Here is a 16640-nt window from a genome sequence, read left to right on the forward strand (position 1 = left end):
TTCCTAGTATTGCGGTACTTTTCGATTAAATAAGTACAACTATGCAAGCAATCACATCCGTTCTAAAGCCACTATTTCGTTTTACGCTACTCATTATGTCAGTTTTTATATTGTCGAGAGTGGGCTTGCTAGTATGGCAGCAACAAAGGTTAGCTGATGGCGATAGCCTTGCGGTTTTATTTGGCGGCTTAAGAGTCGACTTAAGCAGCTTAGGCTACTTGTCAGCCTTGGCTGTTTTAGTGTTACTCGCTCATGTATTTTTACGCAGTAAGACTGATTTATTTCGCCGTGCGTTTACTCTTTATAGCAGCGTAGTTGTGACTTTAATCGTGGTTGTTGAGGCTTCGACCCCCGCGTTTATTACTCAGTACGATGTGCGACCAAATCGCTTATTTGTTGAATATCTTGATTACCCTCAAGAAGTCTTTTCTATGTTAATACATGGCCACCTACTTGCCATAATAAGCACCTTAATTATTGCAACGCTTAGTTGTGTAATTGCATATCGCTATATCAATGCAGCATTTAGCAAACAGCAAAACGTTAAAACGGTTAGCCAAGTGGTGATACTCGTTACCACCTTATTCGTTTGCTTAATTAGCGCAAGGGGCACTGTAAGCCACCGCCCTTTAAACCCTGCGTTAGTGTACTTTTCAAGTGACTCACTGGTTAACTCCTTGGCCCTAAATTCAACTTACAGTGTTGCGTTTGCTATTAAAAATATGGGCAATGAAAAAAATGCCAGTAGTTTATACGGCACCATGCCACGTAATGAGATTTTACAAACAGTAAAGCAAGCAGCCTACAAGCCGCAGTTTTTAACTGAGCGTATTCCTACTCTAGCCAACAACACACCTTTTAACACAGGCAAACAAAAGAATTTAGTGATTATTTTAGAAGAAAGCTTAGGTGCTCGCTTTGTTGGTGAACTGGGTGGCATTGGTGTGACTCCTGAGCTTGATAAGCTTTATCAACAAGGCTGGAGCTTTGATAACTTATACGCAACGGGCACGCGCTCTGTTCGAGGTATTGAAGCGGTTACAACTGGGTTTCCCCCGTCTCCTTCTCGCTCGGTGGTCAAACTTTCTAAATCTCAGCGTAACTTTTTCTCACTGGCTGATGTATTAGCCCGTACAGGCTATACCACCCAGTTTATTTACGGCGGTGAAAGTCATTTCGATAATATGAAAAGCTTTTTCTTAGGGAATGGCTTTAGTGATATTGTAGATATTAATGACATGCAAAACCCTGAGTTTATTTCGTCGTGGGGAGTAAGCGACGAAGACTTGTTCAATCAAGCTGATAACGAGCTGAGCGAGTTAAATAAATCAGGCAAACCTTTTTTCAGCTTGGTGTTTACGTCAAGTAACCACGACCCATTCGATATTCCAGAAGGTAAAGTAACACTACCTGAAGACCACGACCCAGAAAACGTCAAACGCGATCTCGCAATTAAATATGCTGACTACGCACTCGGTAAATTCATCGCCAAGGCAAAAACGCAAGATTACTGGCAAGACACCGTTTTTTTAGTGGTTGCCGATCATGATGTGCGCGTGTTTGGCTCTGAACCCGTGCCGCTTAAATCTTTCCACATCCCTGCTGTAATCCTAAATAGCGATATAAATACAAAGCGCGATACTCGCTTAGTCAGCCAAATTGATTTACCAGTTACTTTGTTGTCGTTATTAGGTGTTGAGCAAGCAACCCCGATGCTTGGTTATGATTTAACGAAACACTACCCCGTTGAGCGCGCCATGATGCAGTACTACGACAACTTTGCTTACGTAGAAAATGGTGAAGCCGTAATACTCATGCCAAATCAAAAAGTGAGTTATTGGCGCTATGATCCTGCAAGTAAAACCCAAGTTGCCGTTGATAAAGCTGGCAGCAACCTTGAACTTGCCAAAAAAGCCTTAGCGCACGTCTTATTTAGCAATTTAGCGTATACCGAACAGTTGTATCGCTTACCAAATAAATCGTAGCGATGAGGAATGATTATGAGCATGCAAATTAAACAACTCTTTGCTAAAAAATGGCACGTTAGCTACAGCCAATTTGTCTGGCTGGTGTCGTTGTACTTGGTTATTGCATTTAATGGCCTGTTTTTATTTAACATGCTTGAAGCAGCCAGCAAACCTGAACATGTCGATTGGTTATTTATAGCAAGCGTACCGTTTTTCTTATTAGCAATGACGGCAATGGTATTAAGTTGGTTATCGTTAATCACCTTTGTAAAACCCGTGCTTTTAACAAGCATCGTGGTTTCATCATTGTTGTTTTATGCAACCTTAAATTACGGTGTTATCTTTGATAAAAGCATGCTGCAAAATATCTTAGAGACAAATTCAGGGGAGGCATTTTCATACCTCAATGTACAGGTTGTCGCCTTCATTAGTGTGCTTGGTGTACTGCCTGCTTACGTATTTTCTCGTTTTAATATTGTCGGAAACTTTCGTGTTCGCCTTACAAGCTTTGCGTTTCTTAACGTTACAGCGTTTATTGCTGTAGCTGTTATTGCCGTCCCATTTTATAAAGATTACGCCTCCGTAGGACGTAATAATCGTCAACTAACCAGCTATATTACCCCTTTTGCATTTTACACTGCGGGCTATAAGTACCTGCGCGATAATTATTTTTATCCTCCTTTACCATTTAAAGTATTAGATAAAACACCGCACTTAATAGCACAACAACAAAGTTCACTGACAATTATGGTGGTAGGTGAAACTGCTCGCGCAGCAAACTTTTCGCTGCAAGGTTACAACAAGCCGACTAATCAATATACCCCTAAGCTTGGCGTTAAATATTTCAGTGATGTCAGTTCATGTGGCACGGCGACTGCCATTTCTGTGCCTTGCATGTTTTCGCGCTTGGACCGCAATCACTATGATTCGCGCATAGCGCAAAGCCAAGAAAATGCTCTAGATATTATTCAACGAAGTGGTGTCGAAGTAACGTGGATTGATAACAATAGCAGCTGTAAAGGGGTTTGCGTGCGAGTAAACTCCCAGACAATAGAACCAACAAAGACAAACCCACTTTGTGACGGACGTTATTGTTTTGATGAAGTACTGGTTGCAGAGTTAACTGCCAAACTTGCCAAGAGTCATGCGAAGCACCAACTAGTGGTACTACATATGATTGGTTCACATGGGCCAACCTACTATCGCCGCTATCCAGAAAAAGACAGTAAATTTTTGCCTGACTGCCCACGGAGCGATATCCAAAATTGTAGCAGTGAGCAACTGACAAACACCTATGACAATACCATTGCTTATACCGACTTAGTGCTGAGTAAACTTATTAATTTACTGCAAAACAGTCAGGCGGATGACAAAGCTCTGCTGTATGTCTCTGATCATGGTGAATCATTAGGTGAAAAAGGCTTGTACTTACATGGCTTCCCATACGCATTAGCGCCTAAAGAGCAAACCCAAGTGCCTATGCTGTTTTGGAGTAACAAACTGGCCGATACCGATTTTAATCAATGTATCGAACAACAGCGTAATCAGGCTTTTTCTCACGATAATATATTTGACACGCTACTTGGCTTAACCCATGTACAAAGCACTGAATACCACCCAGAGCAAGATATCTTTAATACTTGCTCAACACAAAGCTAACGTAAAAGAGACTTCATACTATGCAATTTGATAGCACTAACAAGCCCATCGGCATTAAACGTATTCGCCTAGCATTTAAAAATTCCCAACGTGCATTTTCGTGGTTAGCAAAACATGAGTCTGCTTTTAAGCAAGAGCTGATACTGTTGGCCCTTTCCATAGCCGTGGTTTTTGTGTGGCAAATTAGTCTTTATGAGAAAGTTATGCTGCTTGTCTCTGTGCTATTTGTGATATTTGCTGAAGTCGTCAATACAGCAATTGAAGCCACAATAGACCGTATAGGCCTTGAAATTCATCCACTCTCAGGCCTAGCTAAAGACTTAGGCTCAGCAGCCGTACTGATTGCTCTAACGATTTGTACATTGGTATGGGGCGGCGTATTTGTTAACAACCTAAGTTAACTTGCTTTTTTATCATCTGGGGTGTCGTTACACAGTGAACAATGGCGCCCTTTTGATGAATGGTATAAACGGGTTGCGATAAAAATTGCTGTAACAATAAAAGACCAAAGTAACGCAAAAGCCAATGCGCTTGATGGCTCATGGCCTTTCAAGATTTCTACCATAAATAATAAAATAGCCACCAGCGTAAAAACTTTAGTGGCTCTTAATACCCAAAATTTTGTGCCCATAACTTACTCCTTTAAAAGAGACTCCTTTGAAAAAGTAAGTGTAGTTCAAAATAAGAAAAATACCTTACAAACTTAAAACAGGCTCAGATAATATCTGTACGTTATTTTTAAATACCTCTAAAAGCCCTGGTGGTGACTGTTCAGTACCCAGCACTATTACATGACATACATAACGATAACCGTTATTAGTAAAGGTATAAAAATGATTGCCCCCACTGCCATCAAAACTCAATGTGCCCCCTGTGATCACAAGGCTTGGCTCATCTTGCATAGATTGATCAATTTCCCATGCGGCATAACGGTACTGATTATCAGCCAGTTCATCGATACGAATTAAATGCTTTTTTGTTTGCCACGTTAGTATCGGCTTTGTAAATTCACGAAGGCTTTTGTGTAATGCTTGTTTTTGCTCGTCAATCAGCGCTTCGCGTCGTGCTTTTTCAGCCTCTGATTCATAAGGCACAGCCCAAATAGAGCCATCAAAGTCTAACCACAATTTGCCTGAATCAAACATAATGCCGCGCCAACCCATCATTTCCCAGTCATAGCGAATGTTTGAGCTAGCTATTTGTTCAATAAATTCTTTATCAAAAATTTGCTCAAAGTTTTCTATAAACATTTGCTCATTTTCAATTGCTTGCAGCGGCGCTTTACGCTTTAACGGGTAATGCACTCGCCCAGCAATGGCGGCTTTATCACCTGCCTTAAACGCCGCAACCACAGGTTTGACGATATTTATGTGCTTTGTTGCGGCAAAAGCTGAAATCGAGAAAATACTGCTAAAAAACAATACCAGTAAATATTTAATTACTTTCACTTTAATACCTATTTAATAGACTGAGTGAAGCGTAACAAATATATGTGTAATGCGCATATCTTTACCTATTTAAATTTTTGTAAAAATTGAGCTCTAAAGATCGATATAAACACGCTATTTTCTATTAGAGATGGTTATGTACTTGCTTCATAATTTGCGTTGAACCACACGTCATTAGTTTCATATAAATAACGCGACGTAAAGTCGCGACTACAGTTTATCAAACTGCTTTTATATCTATTTTAAGGTTCAATTTACTCACGGTTTCAAGATAAAACCTACGTACTAATGAGCACTTACCGAAGCTCGTGAACTTAGATAAAAAAGCGAGCAGTGAATTAACACCACCCGCTTGCTTATCGAAGGTTTTTATTAACTTTAACTCGCCATTGAATTGTCGAGGTAATCTTCTAGAAGATCAGCGTATTCCTGCTCAATAACTCCTAACTCGATAAAGCACTGCTCTTTAATTTTTAGCCACTCGCTTGAATGTTGCCTGTGTCTGGCATAGTCAATCATGCTTTCTGCACATTTTAAAATAGCAAAGGCCATTCGCTGGTGGTCATTATCACTTAGCTGTAAAAAATGACTATTATGATGGTTCAAAATAACATTACATAACGGCTTAGGTAAGTGCCACTGATGTGGCAATAAAATAACCTATAACAGCATGGTCGCACTGATAACGAGCTTGTTCAAGCTCGGTTATTACTTGCTCTTTTGCATGATTTGCGTGTTGTAATACGTCAATATAGTCACGGTATTTTAGGGCCATTGCTGCAATGCCAACATTGTGGAAAAGACCTAACGAGTATAGCTCATCAACTGGCATCAGCGACTTGTAACTGTGCCCAAGCCAAACACAAGCGTTTGCCACTTCAACAGACTCATCCCAGAATCGCTCTAAACTGATGCAGGCATCACCAACAAAGTTGTTCTTGAGTAATGCGAGTGTAACTAAGCGATTTAGTTGCTCTAAACCCAAAAACATAGCCGCTTGTTTTATATTACTGATCGTTCTTTGTAAGCCAAAAAAAGGGCTGTTGATGGTTTTTAATAATAAAGCAGAGAGGCTAATATCTTTAGAGATCATGCTGGCAATTCTATCTAAGCAAGCATCGTCTAATTCCATTTCACTTGCAATTTCATCGAGCAGTTCAGGCTTAGGTGGTATATGAAAACCACGTTTTAACGATGTTAAACGCTGCTCATCTAACGTAATCATTTATCTAAAATCCCTCAAACAAGCGAGTAGCTCGTTACTTAATTTGGCAACAGAGTAAGCCAGTTTATTTAAAAGGGTATTATTTAAGATCAATAAGATTAAAGAAGGAAATGAGTTGTCATAAAATGAAACAGCTCGTCGCTGTTTAAAGCTAGAATAACGAAGAAGCCCTGATAACCATAAAACTAAAGGTGCAAATGCACCTTTAGTTGCAACTCGATATGAGCCTATCCCGAGCAATCAATTAAAAGTTATAGCTGAAGCTCAGTGATGCATTACGTGGCGCACCATAGCGGTAAAGGTCATAGTAGCCTGCTGTCATGTAGTTATAGTATTTCTTATCGAATAGATTATTAACGTTTAACTGTAAATCCATTGATTCATTAATATTATAACGTGCCATCAAGTTTACAATTGTATAAGCATCTTGTTCTACATTACGTGTTGTGCCTTGCGCATATGACTTGCTTTGCCAGTTAACACCACCACCAACTGTAAGCGCTGGTAATTGTTTTACAAATTGGTAGGTCGTAAATAACTTAAATTGCTTACGTGGTGAATCTGTATTTACCTTGTTGTTATCGGCATCCTCAGCTTTAAACTGTGAGTAGCCGGCAGAGATATTCCAACCATCCACAGGCTCCCCCATCACTTCAAACTCAAAGCCGCGACTTTGTGTTCCTTCAGCGCCATAATATGCTGACATTTGTTCAGCTGTTGGCACAAAGTTGGGGTCTTCTGTGGCTAAATTGTCTTGTTGAATATCAAAAATAGCCAAAGATGTTTGCAAACGCTCATCAAAATAAGCACTCTTTAAGCCAATTTCACTTGCTTTACCATCAACAGGATCTAAATACTCCCCGTTCGCATCTAAGCTATTTTGCGGACGAAAAATTTCTGTGTAGCTGGCATACATGCGGTGCTGATCATTTAGATCAAAGAGTGCGCCAAAGTAAGGCACAAAAACACCTGAATCGCCGTAATCTTGTTGATCGCCATAATAGTAACGCTCTCGCTCCCATGACGAAACACGCCCACCAGCAATCACTTTAAACGCATCAGTTAACGAAACTCGGGTAGCTGCGTAAAAGCCTTTTTGTACTGTGTCGTTATCATCTTGTAGTGTCACTTCTTCAGTCCAATTAGGTTCTACAATATCATCCCCTTGGAAATCAAAAAAGTTATCAATAGGGACCGCATCCCATGCGCTACCACCAATGATAGGATCGGGATCGCGAGTACTTGTTTCACCTGTTTGCTTAGAGTAAAGCGCACCCACCACAAAGTCATGACTCTGTTCAAACAAAGTGTATTGACCTTTAAGCTGCACATCGACACTGTCTTGCTCTGTTGAGCCAAACGCAAAATAACGTTGCCCTGTTAAGCCTGCCCCTGTTTCTTTATCTAATGCACCAGAAACATAAAATAAGCGGCTTTCTTTATCATATTTTGAGTGATTATAATTTGCTGTTAACTGCCAACCATTCGAAAATAAATGCTCAACGGTTGCAAAATAGTTTTTGTGCGTTGTTTCCCAACGAGTCCAGTCAAGGGCCGTGGTTTTAGAATCATCCCACTCAGCTGCTGTGCCGTCTGTATAGTATGCAGGTAAAGCGCCCCACACAGGACCATGCGGATCACTGTTCTGGTAACTCGCCCCTACACGCAGGGTAGTATCAGGTGTTAGGTCAGTCTCTAATACACCGTAGAAGATATTTTTATTCTCTTCGTATAAGTCGATATATGATTCACTATCAACCACTTTTGCAATCACCCGACCGCGCACTGTACCGCTATCATTTAAGCCATTCGCGATATCAAGGGTTAACTCTTTTTTATTCCAACTTCCTATTGAAGCATCAACATAACCAGTTAAGTCGGTGTTACGCGCGCGTTTGCGAACAAGATTAATTGATGCAGATGGGTCGCCCGCCCCTGTTAATAAACCCGTGGCGCCTCGTACAAACTCTACTCGTTCATAAATCGCAACATCCGCTGACGTTTCACCAGAATCCCCTGCCAAACTCCATGATAAAGGCACACCATCAATTTGATAGTTAGACACATTAAACCCGCGTGATTGCATGGTGTTACGAACGTTATCCATTTTTGAAGATGACAAACCAACCGTATTATCAACTGCGTCAATAATCGTGTCTAAATCTTGATCTCGAATACGCTCAACAGTAAAGACCGTTACAGACTGTGGAGTCTCACGAATAGATAAACCAAGGCCTGTCGCTGTATCGATATTTTCGTTAACGATGTACTTACCATTTACAGTAATTTTTTCTATGGGGTCTGTGTCTTTTTTATTAGTTTGTTCTGCTGCAAAAGCACTGTTTGACAGAAGCGCTAAGCTCACCGCTGTGGCTGTAGGAAGTAGAGAAAAATTCATAATAACCCTTGTTATTGAAATAGCACAAAGATGCTATCACGAACAATTCCTATTTGCATTACATTTAATGTTAATATAGTACAATTCACACTAAATAATAACTATCCACCCTAATGCTAATTTAAAAAGCTAATTCTATTAATTTGAAAATATTGAGTTTAGCGGTAACTCACCACTTTCAATTCCATACCTCTTAGGTCTAGACGACAAATTAGTGACTTAACTCGTTAGATTCCGATGTCAATATTCAGCTTATTTGGATTTCGTATATACCCCAATTTATAAAGCTTTATTGCTATTTGCTTGAGTTCTTTACTCTGTGGATTCGTTCGCTCCTTTAAAACGATAAGTTCTTGATATCGTTTGTGCATAAGGCGAGTGCCTTGATCTTTTTTTCTGCATTCAACACATCTAGTGCAGTGTGCACTGTCTATTGTGCATGCTGGCACTTCATCTTTGGAAACCAATGGAGCACTGCCATACCTTGGGTGAGTTACATAGTTCGGAATATTTTTCTCGCCATATGCTTTGAAAAGTGCCGTTTAAAATTTTAATGATATCGTCATTTTAATCACCCAAGAAACTTTTTCTTATTGATACTGCACCGCAGTAATTAACACAGAGTAAGCTTGGCATTTTCATGCACATAAAAAGCTGATTAAACAAGTAGATCTATTCTTAGCTTACAGATTTATGGAAGGTTTATAAGAGAGTGTTTAGCTTTGAGTGGAAATAGGTTGATTTGTCTTTTGGAAGAAATGTCATCTTATACTTCAAACGACAACCCAAAAAGAATTTGGGTGGCAGTCTTACCAGCCACATCTCGGCACACACGTCACACGCTGTGGCTGCTCCCTTCCGGGCCTGACCAGGTTCACCTGCTAGTGTTGCGAGAGGACCAATAAGACTACCATTGAGGGCCTTGTTTGGCGCGGGAGGGATTATCTCTAGTTTTGGCCTGTTATTCAAGGGGTATTCGAAAAAGAAAGTGCGATTGCATACTTGCTGTACAATCGCACTGTATTTAATGGTTTAAAAGCTTACTTTTCTAGTTCAGCTTTTATGTTACGTAATGCCGCTTTTACCTTTTTCATATTTTCAGGGCCCATACGTAAAAGCTGCTTTTGTGCTTGTGGGAGGTTTTCCCACTCTGAATAAGCATATTGATAAGTCACTGAGTTGCGCACTAATGGCATGTCACCTTTTGGTTCTGGTGTATCAAGTAAAACGTCAATCGCTTCTTCAAGAGTTTGATTAAAGGCATCGCCTTCGTAGCCAATCTCAGCGTATGCTTCGTTTATCAGTGGTTTATATTCATCATAAATGCGAATAGCCTGAGCAGCACTTAAACTAGTAAATAGTTTCACATAAGGGGTGTAACGCTCGTAACTGTTCGGATCAATCGTTAAAATATCACCTTCAATAACTTTAAATGACTCTTTTGGACGTTCAACAGGTGCATGGCTAGCTGCTACTTTGCCTTTTGCAATGTTATCTACATACACTACACCGCGACGAATAAGGTCATCGGTCACCATTAAACTCATAACCTGATCGCTCAGTACTTCGTCCATGCGAGCAACAACCACCTCATCGCTTTCGTTTAATGTAGGTAATGGTTCTACCTCTGGCACTGGCTCTTCTTCACGTGCTACAGGCTGCTCAACAACAACGGGCTCTGGTTCTGGCTCTGCAACTGGTTCGGGTTCAGGCTCTGGTTCGGGCTCTTGAAACTCCGCCATAGGTACTTCTTCAGTTACAATATCCTCTACGGTTTGCGTCGGCTTATCGTCTGGTTGGAGTAAAATATACGCGGCAACACAGGCAACAATAATTAAAATAACAACACCAAAAATAAGGTTGTTATTAACTGGACGCTTTTGTACTTCGGTCTCTGACGAATGCTCTGACATACAGACTCCTTTAAAAAAACAGACATAAAACTCGACAAAATAACGTGAGCAATTAGGTAAACTTTGCTTCTTCTAGCTTAAAGACTTACAGTTGATAAATAAAGTAAAGACGCACAACAATTTAAATGCAACTATGAGCAGTAAGTTAAAAAAAACACAGCACTCTAAAATCGCCTTATTATTAACAGGTGGTGGCGCGCGTGCCGCTTATCAAGTCGGCGTGTTGAAAGCAATAACACAAAGTATGCCTCGCACTGCCCCATTACCTTTTACTATTATTAATGGGACATCAGCGGGGGCAATTAATTCCGCCGCACTTGCATGTTATGCGTCGTGCGCCCATTTGGCGAGTAAAAAGCTCGAATGGGTCTGGAAAAACTTTTCCACCTCTCAAGTGTACAAAAGTGATTTTTTAAGCGTTTTTTTACATCTAACACGCAATATTTTAACGAGCTTCCAGTCTGAACACATTAATCACCCACCAGCAAGCTTGCTAAATAATAAACCGCTGAGAAAACTCCTCAACGAGATTTTAGATTTATCACGCATAGAACGTAACCTACATAAAAACTACCTAGATGCTGTGTCTATTACTGCGTCAAGTTACACAACCGGTGATTCTGTGGCTTTTTTTCAATCGCTTACGCAAAAACCATGGCAACGGGCGAAACGCGAAGGTCAAGCAGCGCGTATTAATGTAGAACATTTAATGGCATCAAGTGCTATTCCCATGGTGTTTCCAAGTGTTAATGTACATAACCATTATTTTGGCGATGGGTCTATACATCAGTTGTCACCATTGAGCCCTTCTGTGCATTTAGGCGCTGAAAAAATCTTTATTATTGGTGTTGATGAACCTAAAGAAATGCATCCACCTGGGTATCAACCCCATTACCCTGGGCTTTCAAATATTGCAGGTCACCTGCTTGATAGTGTTTTTACCGACACGCTGCAATCTGATTTAGAGCGATTAGAACGCATAAACAGAACACTTGGCTTGTTACCTGCGCGTGACAAACATCAAGAACTTAAACAGATTGATACGTGTATAATTAACCCCTCACAAAATTTTAATATGATTGCAGCACAATTTTATGACGATATGCCAATCGCGATTAAAGTGCTACTGCGTATGATAGGTGTAAAAAAACGCTCACAATCGAGTTTAACCAGTTACTTACTGTTCGAAAAACGCTATACCCAAAAGCTGATTGAAATAGGTTACCAAGACGGGCTCAATAAACTACCCGAAATTCGTAAATTCCTAGAGCTTGACTGATTACTCTGTTCCGTCGAGTAAGTAATGCTCTACACGCTCTACTCGACGCGGTTTACCTTGTAAAACAAGAATATCGCCAGCCATTAATACTGTTTGCGATGATGGGGCTTCTATTTCCCTGTCTTGTCGGCGCAGCGCTCTAACCGATACTCGGCGCTGTTCAAGCTTTAGCTCACTGATTTTTTGATTCACAGCAAACGCATATTCAGGCAATGCAATAACATGTAAATATTCTAATCGATCAGAACTGGTTTCTTCGCTATCAAGCTTATCCCCTGTAAAAAAGCCATTTAAAAATTGATAGCGGTTACGGCGCTCTTTACTCACTCTGCGAATAATTCGTGTCATGGGTACACCAGACATATAAAGCACATGCGAGACTAGCATTAAACTCGCTTCTAGGGTCTCTGGCACAACTTCTGTAACGCCTAACTCTTTGAGTGTTTCCAGCTCAGAATCATCTCGCATTCGGACTAAAATTTTTACTTTGGGCGCTATTTGTTTTATAGCATCAACAACGACTTGCGTTTGTTCAAAGTCTGCGAATGTAATAATAACAAGCCGTGCTCGCTCTACCCCTGCTGATTTTAAAATATCTTTTTGTTTTACATGACCAAAAATAATCGGTTCACCCGCAGCTTTTGCTTCTTGCAATAAAATAGGGTTACTTTCAATAGCCACGTACTCAATGGCCTCAGGCTTAAGAAAGCGAGCAACAGTTTGCCCTACACGCGAAAAACCACAAATCACCACATGATTATGATAAAGGGGACTACTTGTTGCAGGCTGTTGCCAGTACTGACCTGCATGGGAAAGTAAACCAAAGCGCTTTAAAAGTACGGGAGTTTTCTCTATCAAATAAGGAGTGAGTGCCATTGATAAGACGCCCACGGCAATAAGAAATGATGCTTGCTCTGTGCTGATCAGCAAATGCTGCGATGCCAGTGCGATTAATACAAAACCAAACTCCCCCATTTGCCATAGCATAATACCAGCAGCCACGGCATCTTGTTTACGCTCACCAATCACTTGCGCTGAAATTGCTAATACGGCAATTTTAAAAAAGAGCAGCCCAACTAATACGGCTAAAATCCAATACCAACTATTTAGCACATATAACACATCAAGCTGCATGCCGACCGTAACAAAAAATAGCCCCATTAAAATATCGCGAAACGGTCTAATATCAGCTTCTAATTGATGACGATACTGGCTCTCGCCTAGCATCATCCCTGCTAAAAATGCACCCAGTGCCATAGAAAGGCCAAATAAATACGTAAGGCCAGCTGCAAATAGCGCGACCAATAAGGTTGTTAAAACAAATAACTCATCGGTACGAACCAGTGCTATCTCACTGAATACCTTAGGTAAGATCCATTTCCCAATTGCCCACAATAAAGCGCATACAAATGCCCCTTTAGTTAATGCAAAAGCCAGTGCGCCGGCAATGGCATCTGAGCCACTTTGCGCTAAAAGCGGGTAAACAATTAACAACGGCACAACGGCAATATCTTGAAACAGTAATACACCCACAGCCAGCTGACCGCGTCGTTGATTCAGCTCACCAGACTCCTTTAACAGCTTAACCACAACGGCTGTAGAAGATAGCGCCATAAGTGTTGCAATCGTAAAGCTGTTTAACAGGCTATGCTCAAGCAATAGCAAAATAATGATAAAGACAATGCTAGTGACAACGACTTGCAATGATCCCAGCCCAAATACGATATTGCGCATTGCCATCAAGCGTGGAATCGAAAACTCAAGCCCAAGGCTAAAGAGCAAAAATACAATACCGAGTTCTGCGACAAAGTGCATTTCATGACTTTGTGCCATCCAGCCAATACCGTGACTGCCCGCCAACACGCCCGTTGCCAAGTAGGCAAGAATAGGAGGTAAACCAATTCGTTTGAAGAACCAAACGAACACAACGGCAGCAACAAGCAAGCCAAACACTTGAATCAGTACGTTTTGCAAGCAATAAACTCCTTTCAACTTGATGACCAGCTATATCTTTCTTTAAATATAGCAACCATTTGTTTTTCAGCCAGTTTAAAAAAATGGCACAAATCTCGCTTACTCACAGTATCTAAACACTCCGGGGGGAGAATTATCGTGGAAAATGTCCATATTTTGACGCAGCGAGTGTCTGCACGTGGCGAATTCATGCCATTTTCGGCAGAATATTACCGAAATAATGAATTAAACAATGCGCATAGCCTTGTAGCGAAATTACAGACAACGTTATCAATTGAGGAAATTCTTACAATTTTTGCTGAGCATGCTAAACAGTTAATCAATTTATCAGGTTTGCAATTTCAGTCTTCCCTTGGTGTTTGCCAAAGTGCAGAAAGCGATACCAGTCAGACGCCTTATTCATTTGATTTAGATATCGAAAATGAGCGCCTTGGCCAGCTAATATACTTTAGTAAGTTTCCTATGGGACAAGCTATAAAAAGCAAACTACAACAGCTGCACGGCGCACTTATTTACCCATTACGTAATGCGGTTATGTATAACCGTGTATTACGACTTGCAACTAAAGATGCCTTAACCGGTCTCAATAATCGCAGTCAATTTAATGACAGCTTGGCACAAAGGCTTGAGCGCTGTCGCAGGCAGCACCGCCCATTTAGCTTGATGTTGCTGGATTTAGATAACTTCAAACAAGTTAACGATAATTTTGGTCACAAAATTGGCGATGATGTACTGCAAGAGTTTTCTAAAGTGCTGGGCAAAAGTGTACGCGGCACTGATTCAATCTTTCGTTTTGGTGGTGATGAGTTTGCTTTGCTTATCGATGACCCTGAGTTTACAACCAACAAAGTCATTGCCGATCGCATTATGCACTTAGTTGCTCAGTCTGATTTAATGGCACAATACAAGGTTACATCTAGCATAGGTTTTACACTTGCTAATAACCAAGATTGCGAAAATGAAGTATTTGCCCGTGCTGACAAAGGTCTTTATAAGGCGAAAGCAGCAGGCAGAAATTGTGCCAGAGCCTACTAATTAAAAAGAAAGCCTAACATCCCCCGTTAGGCTTTTTTAACCATCAGCTTATAGCCCAGTAATAGCAACCAAAAGCCAGAGAAGAAACCACTCAATAAATAAAGTAATGCAGCCATCGTGGCAAGGGGCGATATCACTACTAACGCCAGTGGTGTAAGCACGCCGAAAATAAAGAAAATACCGCTTTTACCTGACCAATAAGCTAATAACAACAACGAGCACACGACTCCGCCCACTAGCGCATAAAAGAGCGTATTTAAAGTCAACTGTGTGAAAACAAAACTCGCAATTACTGCAACTAACACCGACAACACAAATCCAAGCGGTGCCTTGTTAACTAGTGATAAACCAGCATGTGGTTGTTCACTCATACATCTATCTCCCAAAAAATTCCATCATCAGCACTGTGCTGGGCACTAACAAAATAGCCAACCACCTGCACTAGCTCATCGTTATAGTAAATAAGCGGCACTTGCGCACGTAACCAAGGAGCTACTTTGGCATCTTTAAACCAATGCTTTAAGGTATTTGAACCTGGTTTATGCAAAGGCTTTATTTGCGCTTGTGGCTTATTAAATTCAACCCTTACTTGCTCATTCGGCTTTGGTTTTCTAATACCCTTGCCCAATTTCACTGTTAGCTTTCGGCCATCTGTCAGTTCAATACTCTGCAAAGCAATTTCCATCGCCTCTGGTATTGCCTGCTCCTTCACAAAATACCAATGCTGCTGGTGACGACGCACATCACCGCTTTGTAAACTAATTTTTAATTGTGCATCAGCTTTTGCTGTTAAGCCTTGTTCAATAATTTGCCGCAGCTGATTTTCAGAAGGCAATTGATGAGTAAATTGATTAAGCCACGCACGCACAAGGTTGGCTTGACGAGCTTCACTAAACTTTGCAACAGACTCACAACTTAAGCCCCCGCGCAGATTTTGACACTGTTCTAAGTCACTTTGAGTGTATTCATCGAGTAGCGACTGTTGCTTCTGTAGCAACCGAATACTACGCGCTGCACTTTTTTCAAAGCCTTGAAAGCGCATCGTTAATAACGGCATCACTTGATGACGTAAAAAGTTACGATCAAAACGCTCATCGCTATTTGAATCATCGGTGATATGAGTAATGGCAAATTCATCGGCAAACTGTTCAATTTGCTCACGAGTAATATTAATGAGTGGTCTAAAACATACCCGTTCTGACGCGAGTAATCGCAGCTGTTGCATCGATGCTAAGCCTTGCAAGCCTGAGCCACGTTTTAGTCGCAACAAAAAGGTTTCAAGCTGATCATTTAAATGCTGACCAAGCAGTAACACACTGCCTGCTAAACAGTTTTCATCAAGTGCTTGGTATCTTGCCTCTCGGGCTTGTGCTTCAAGTGAGGTGCGTGAACGCTTAACAATTTCAACGTGCACCGCTTTAAATGCTACATCAAGCTCTTCACATAGCGATTGGCAAAACCTTTGCCACTCACCAGCATGTTGACTCAAGCCATGATTGACATACACCGCTTCGATTTCAAGTTCAGGATACTGCTTTCGCACAGTCGTCATTAAATGTAATAACACAACCGAATCAACACCACCTGATAAAGCCACACTAAAGCGCCTTTGCTGATTATTCAGTAAAGGCTGTAATTGAGCTAAAAAATGATGATGTAAATCTGATGTTTGCATTAAAAACCAATCAATATACAAGCTTAGTAGTTACAGGCATTATAAAACAAAAAAAGCCGCAAAAAGC

At 40.9% G+C, this 16640-nt stretch carries 14 protein-coding genes and 1 other RNA gene; 5 read left to right on the forward strand and 10 right to left on the reverse strand.

Features of this window, described 5'->3' with window-relative positions; all coding sequences use genetic code 11:
* Positions 1–41 precede the first annotated feature (41 nt).
* The 3 genes from L0Z67_RS11145 to L0Z67_RS11155 are packed head-to-tail and all read left to right on the forward strand — an operon-like array spanning position 42 to position 4027.
* A complete protein-coding gene (locus L0Z67_RS11145) occupies positions 42–1985 on the forward strand; it encodes an LTA synthase family protein (RefSeq protein ID WP_405128035.1) in 1944 nt (647 codons plus the stop codon).
* 15 nt (positions 1986–2000) lie between these two features.
* A complete protein-coding gene (locus L0Z67_RS11150) occupies positions 2001–3626 on the forward strand; it encodes a phosphoethanolamine transferase (RefSeq protein ID WP_405128036.1) in 1626 nt (541 codons plus the stop codon).
* A 20-nt stretch (positions 3627–3646) separates the two neighbouring features.
* A complete protein-coding gene (locus L0Z67_RS11155) occupies positions 3647–4027 on the forward strand; it encodes a diacylglycerol kinase (protein WP_062569917.1) in 381 nt (126 codons plus the stop codon).
* Here the strand turns inward: L0Z67_RS11155 and L0Z67_RS11160 are convergent.
* The 7 genes from L0Z67_RS11160 to L0Z67_RS11190 form a co-directional block, all read right to left on the reverse strand.
* A complete protein-coding gene (locus L0Z67_RS11160) occupies positions 4024–4257 on the reverse strand; it encodes a hypothetical protein (RefSeq protein ID WP_062569916.1) in 234 nt (77 codons plus the stop codon). The genes L0Z67_RS11155 and L0Z67_RS11160 overlap by 4 nt on opposite strands.
* A 64-nt stretch (positions 4258–4321) precedes the next feature.
* Positions 4322–5074 (reverse strand): hypothetical protein, encoded by a 753-nt coding sequence (locus tag L0Z67_RS11165; protein ID WP_405128037.1) that lies wholly within the window; start codon positions 5072–5074, stop codon positions 4322–4324.
* 378 nt (positions 5075–5452) lie between these two features.
* Entirely contained in the window at positions 5453–5725 is a 273-nt protein-coding gene (locus tag L0Z67_RS11170; RefSeq protein ID WP_405128038.1) for a hypothetical protein, read from the reverse strand.
* Complete coding sequence (locus L0Z67_RS11175) at positions 5700–6299, reverse strand: HDOD domain-containing protein (protein ID WP_405128039.1); 600 nt, start codon at positions 6297–6299, stop codon at positions 5700–5702. The genes L0Z67_RS11170 and L0Z67_RS11175 overlap by 26 nt, the downstream gene beginning before the upstream one ends.
* 244 nt (positions 6300–6543) lie before the next feature.
* On the reverse strand, positions 6544–8697 hold the full coding sequence (locus tag L0Z67_RS11180; protein ID WP_405128040.1) for a TonB-dependent siderophore receptor: 2154 nt from the start codon (positions 8695–8697) through the stop codon (positions 6544–6546).
* Between the two features lie 807 nt (positions 8698–9504).
* An RNA gene (gene ffs, locus L0Z67_RS11185) (signal recognition particle sRNA small type) lies at positions 9505–9601 on the reverse strand.
* A gap of 136 nt (positions 9602–9737) precedes the next feature.
* Positions 9738–10610 carry a DUF3014 domain-containing protein gene (locus tag L0Z67_RS11190; protein WP_062569898.1) on the reverse strand — a complete coding sequence of 291 codons (873 nt, stop codon included), beginning with the start codon at positions 10608–10610 and terminating at the stop codon, positions 9738–9740.
* 133 nt (positions 10611–10743) lie between these two features.
* Here L0Z67_RS11190 and L0Z67_RS11195 point away from each other — a divergent pair, with 133 nt between their 5' ends.
* Positions 10744–11889, forward strand: coding sequence for a patatin-like phospholipase family protein (locus L0Z67_RS11195; RefSeq protein ID WP_062569897.1), 1146 nt, complete (start codon positions 10744–10746; stop codon positions 11887–11889).
* Here the strand turns inward: L0Z67_RS11195 and L0Z67_RS11200 are convergent, their stop codons facing one another.
* Entirely contained in the window at positions 11890–13863 is a 1974-nt protein-coding gene (locus L0Z67_RS11200; protein WP_062569896.1) for a monovalent cation:proton antiporter family protein, read from the reverse strand.
* 138 nt (positions 13864–14001) lie between these two features.
* On the opposite strand from L0Z67_RS11200, the gene L0Z67_RS11205 reads away from it, so the two are divergent.
* Positions 14002–14898 carry a GGDEF domain-containing protein gene (locus L0Z67_RS11205; RefSeq protein ID WP_062569895.1) on the forward strand — a complete coding sequence of 299 codons (897 nt, stop codon included), beginning with the start codon at positions 14002–14004 and terminating at the stop codon, positions 14896–14898.
* Between the two features lie 26 nt (positions 14899–14924).
* On the opposite strand, the gene L0Z67_RS11210 is transcribed toward L0Z67_RS11205, so the two are convergent.
* Together L0Z67_RS11210 and tilS are read right to left on the reverse strand one after the other, a co-directional pair.
* On the reverse strand, positions 14925–15269 hold the full coding sequence (locus L0Z67_RS11210; protein WP_405128041.1) for a hypothetical protein: 345 nt from the start codon (positions 15267–15269) through the stop codon (positions 14925–14927).
* Positions 15266–16573, reverse strand: a complete 1308-nt coding sequence (gene tilS / locus L0Z67_RS11215; protein WP_405128042.1) for a tRNA lysidine(34) synthetase TilS — start codon at positions 16571–16573, stop codon at positions 15266–15268. Before tilS ends, L0Z67_RS11210 begins: the two co-directional genes overlap by 4 nt.
* Positions 16574–16640 lie beyond the last annotated feature (67 nt).

Origin of the sequence: Pseudoalteromonas sp. PB2-1, assembly GCF_045040605.1 — a bacterium.
In the GTDB taxonomy this organism is placed as follows: domain Bacteria; phylum Pseudomonadota; class Gammaproteobacteria; order Enterobacterales; family Alteromonadaceae; genus Pseudoalteromonas; species Pseudoalteromonas arabiensis.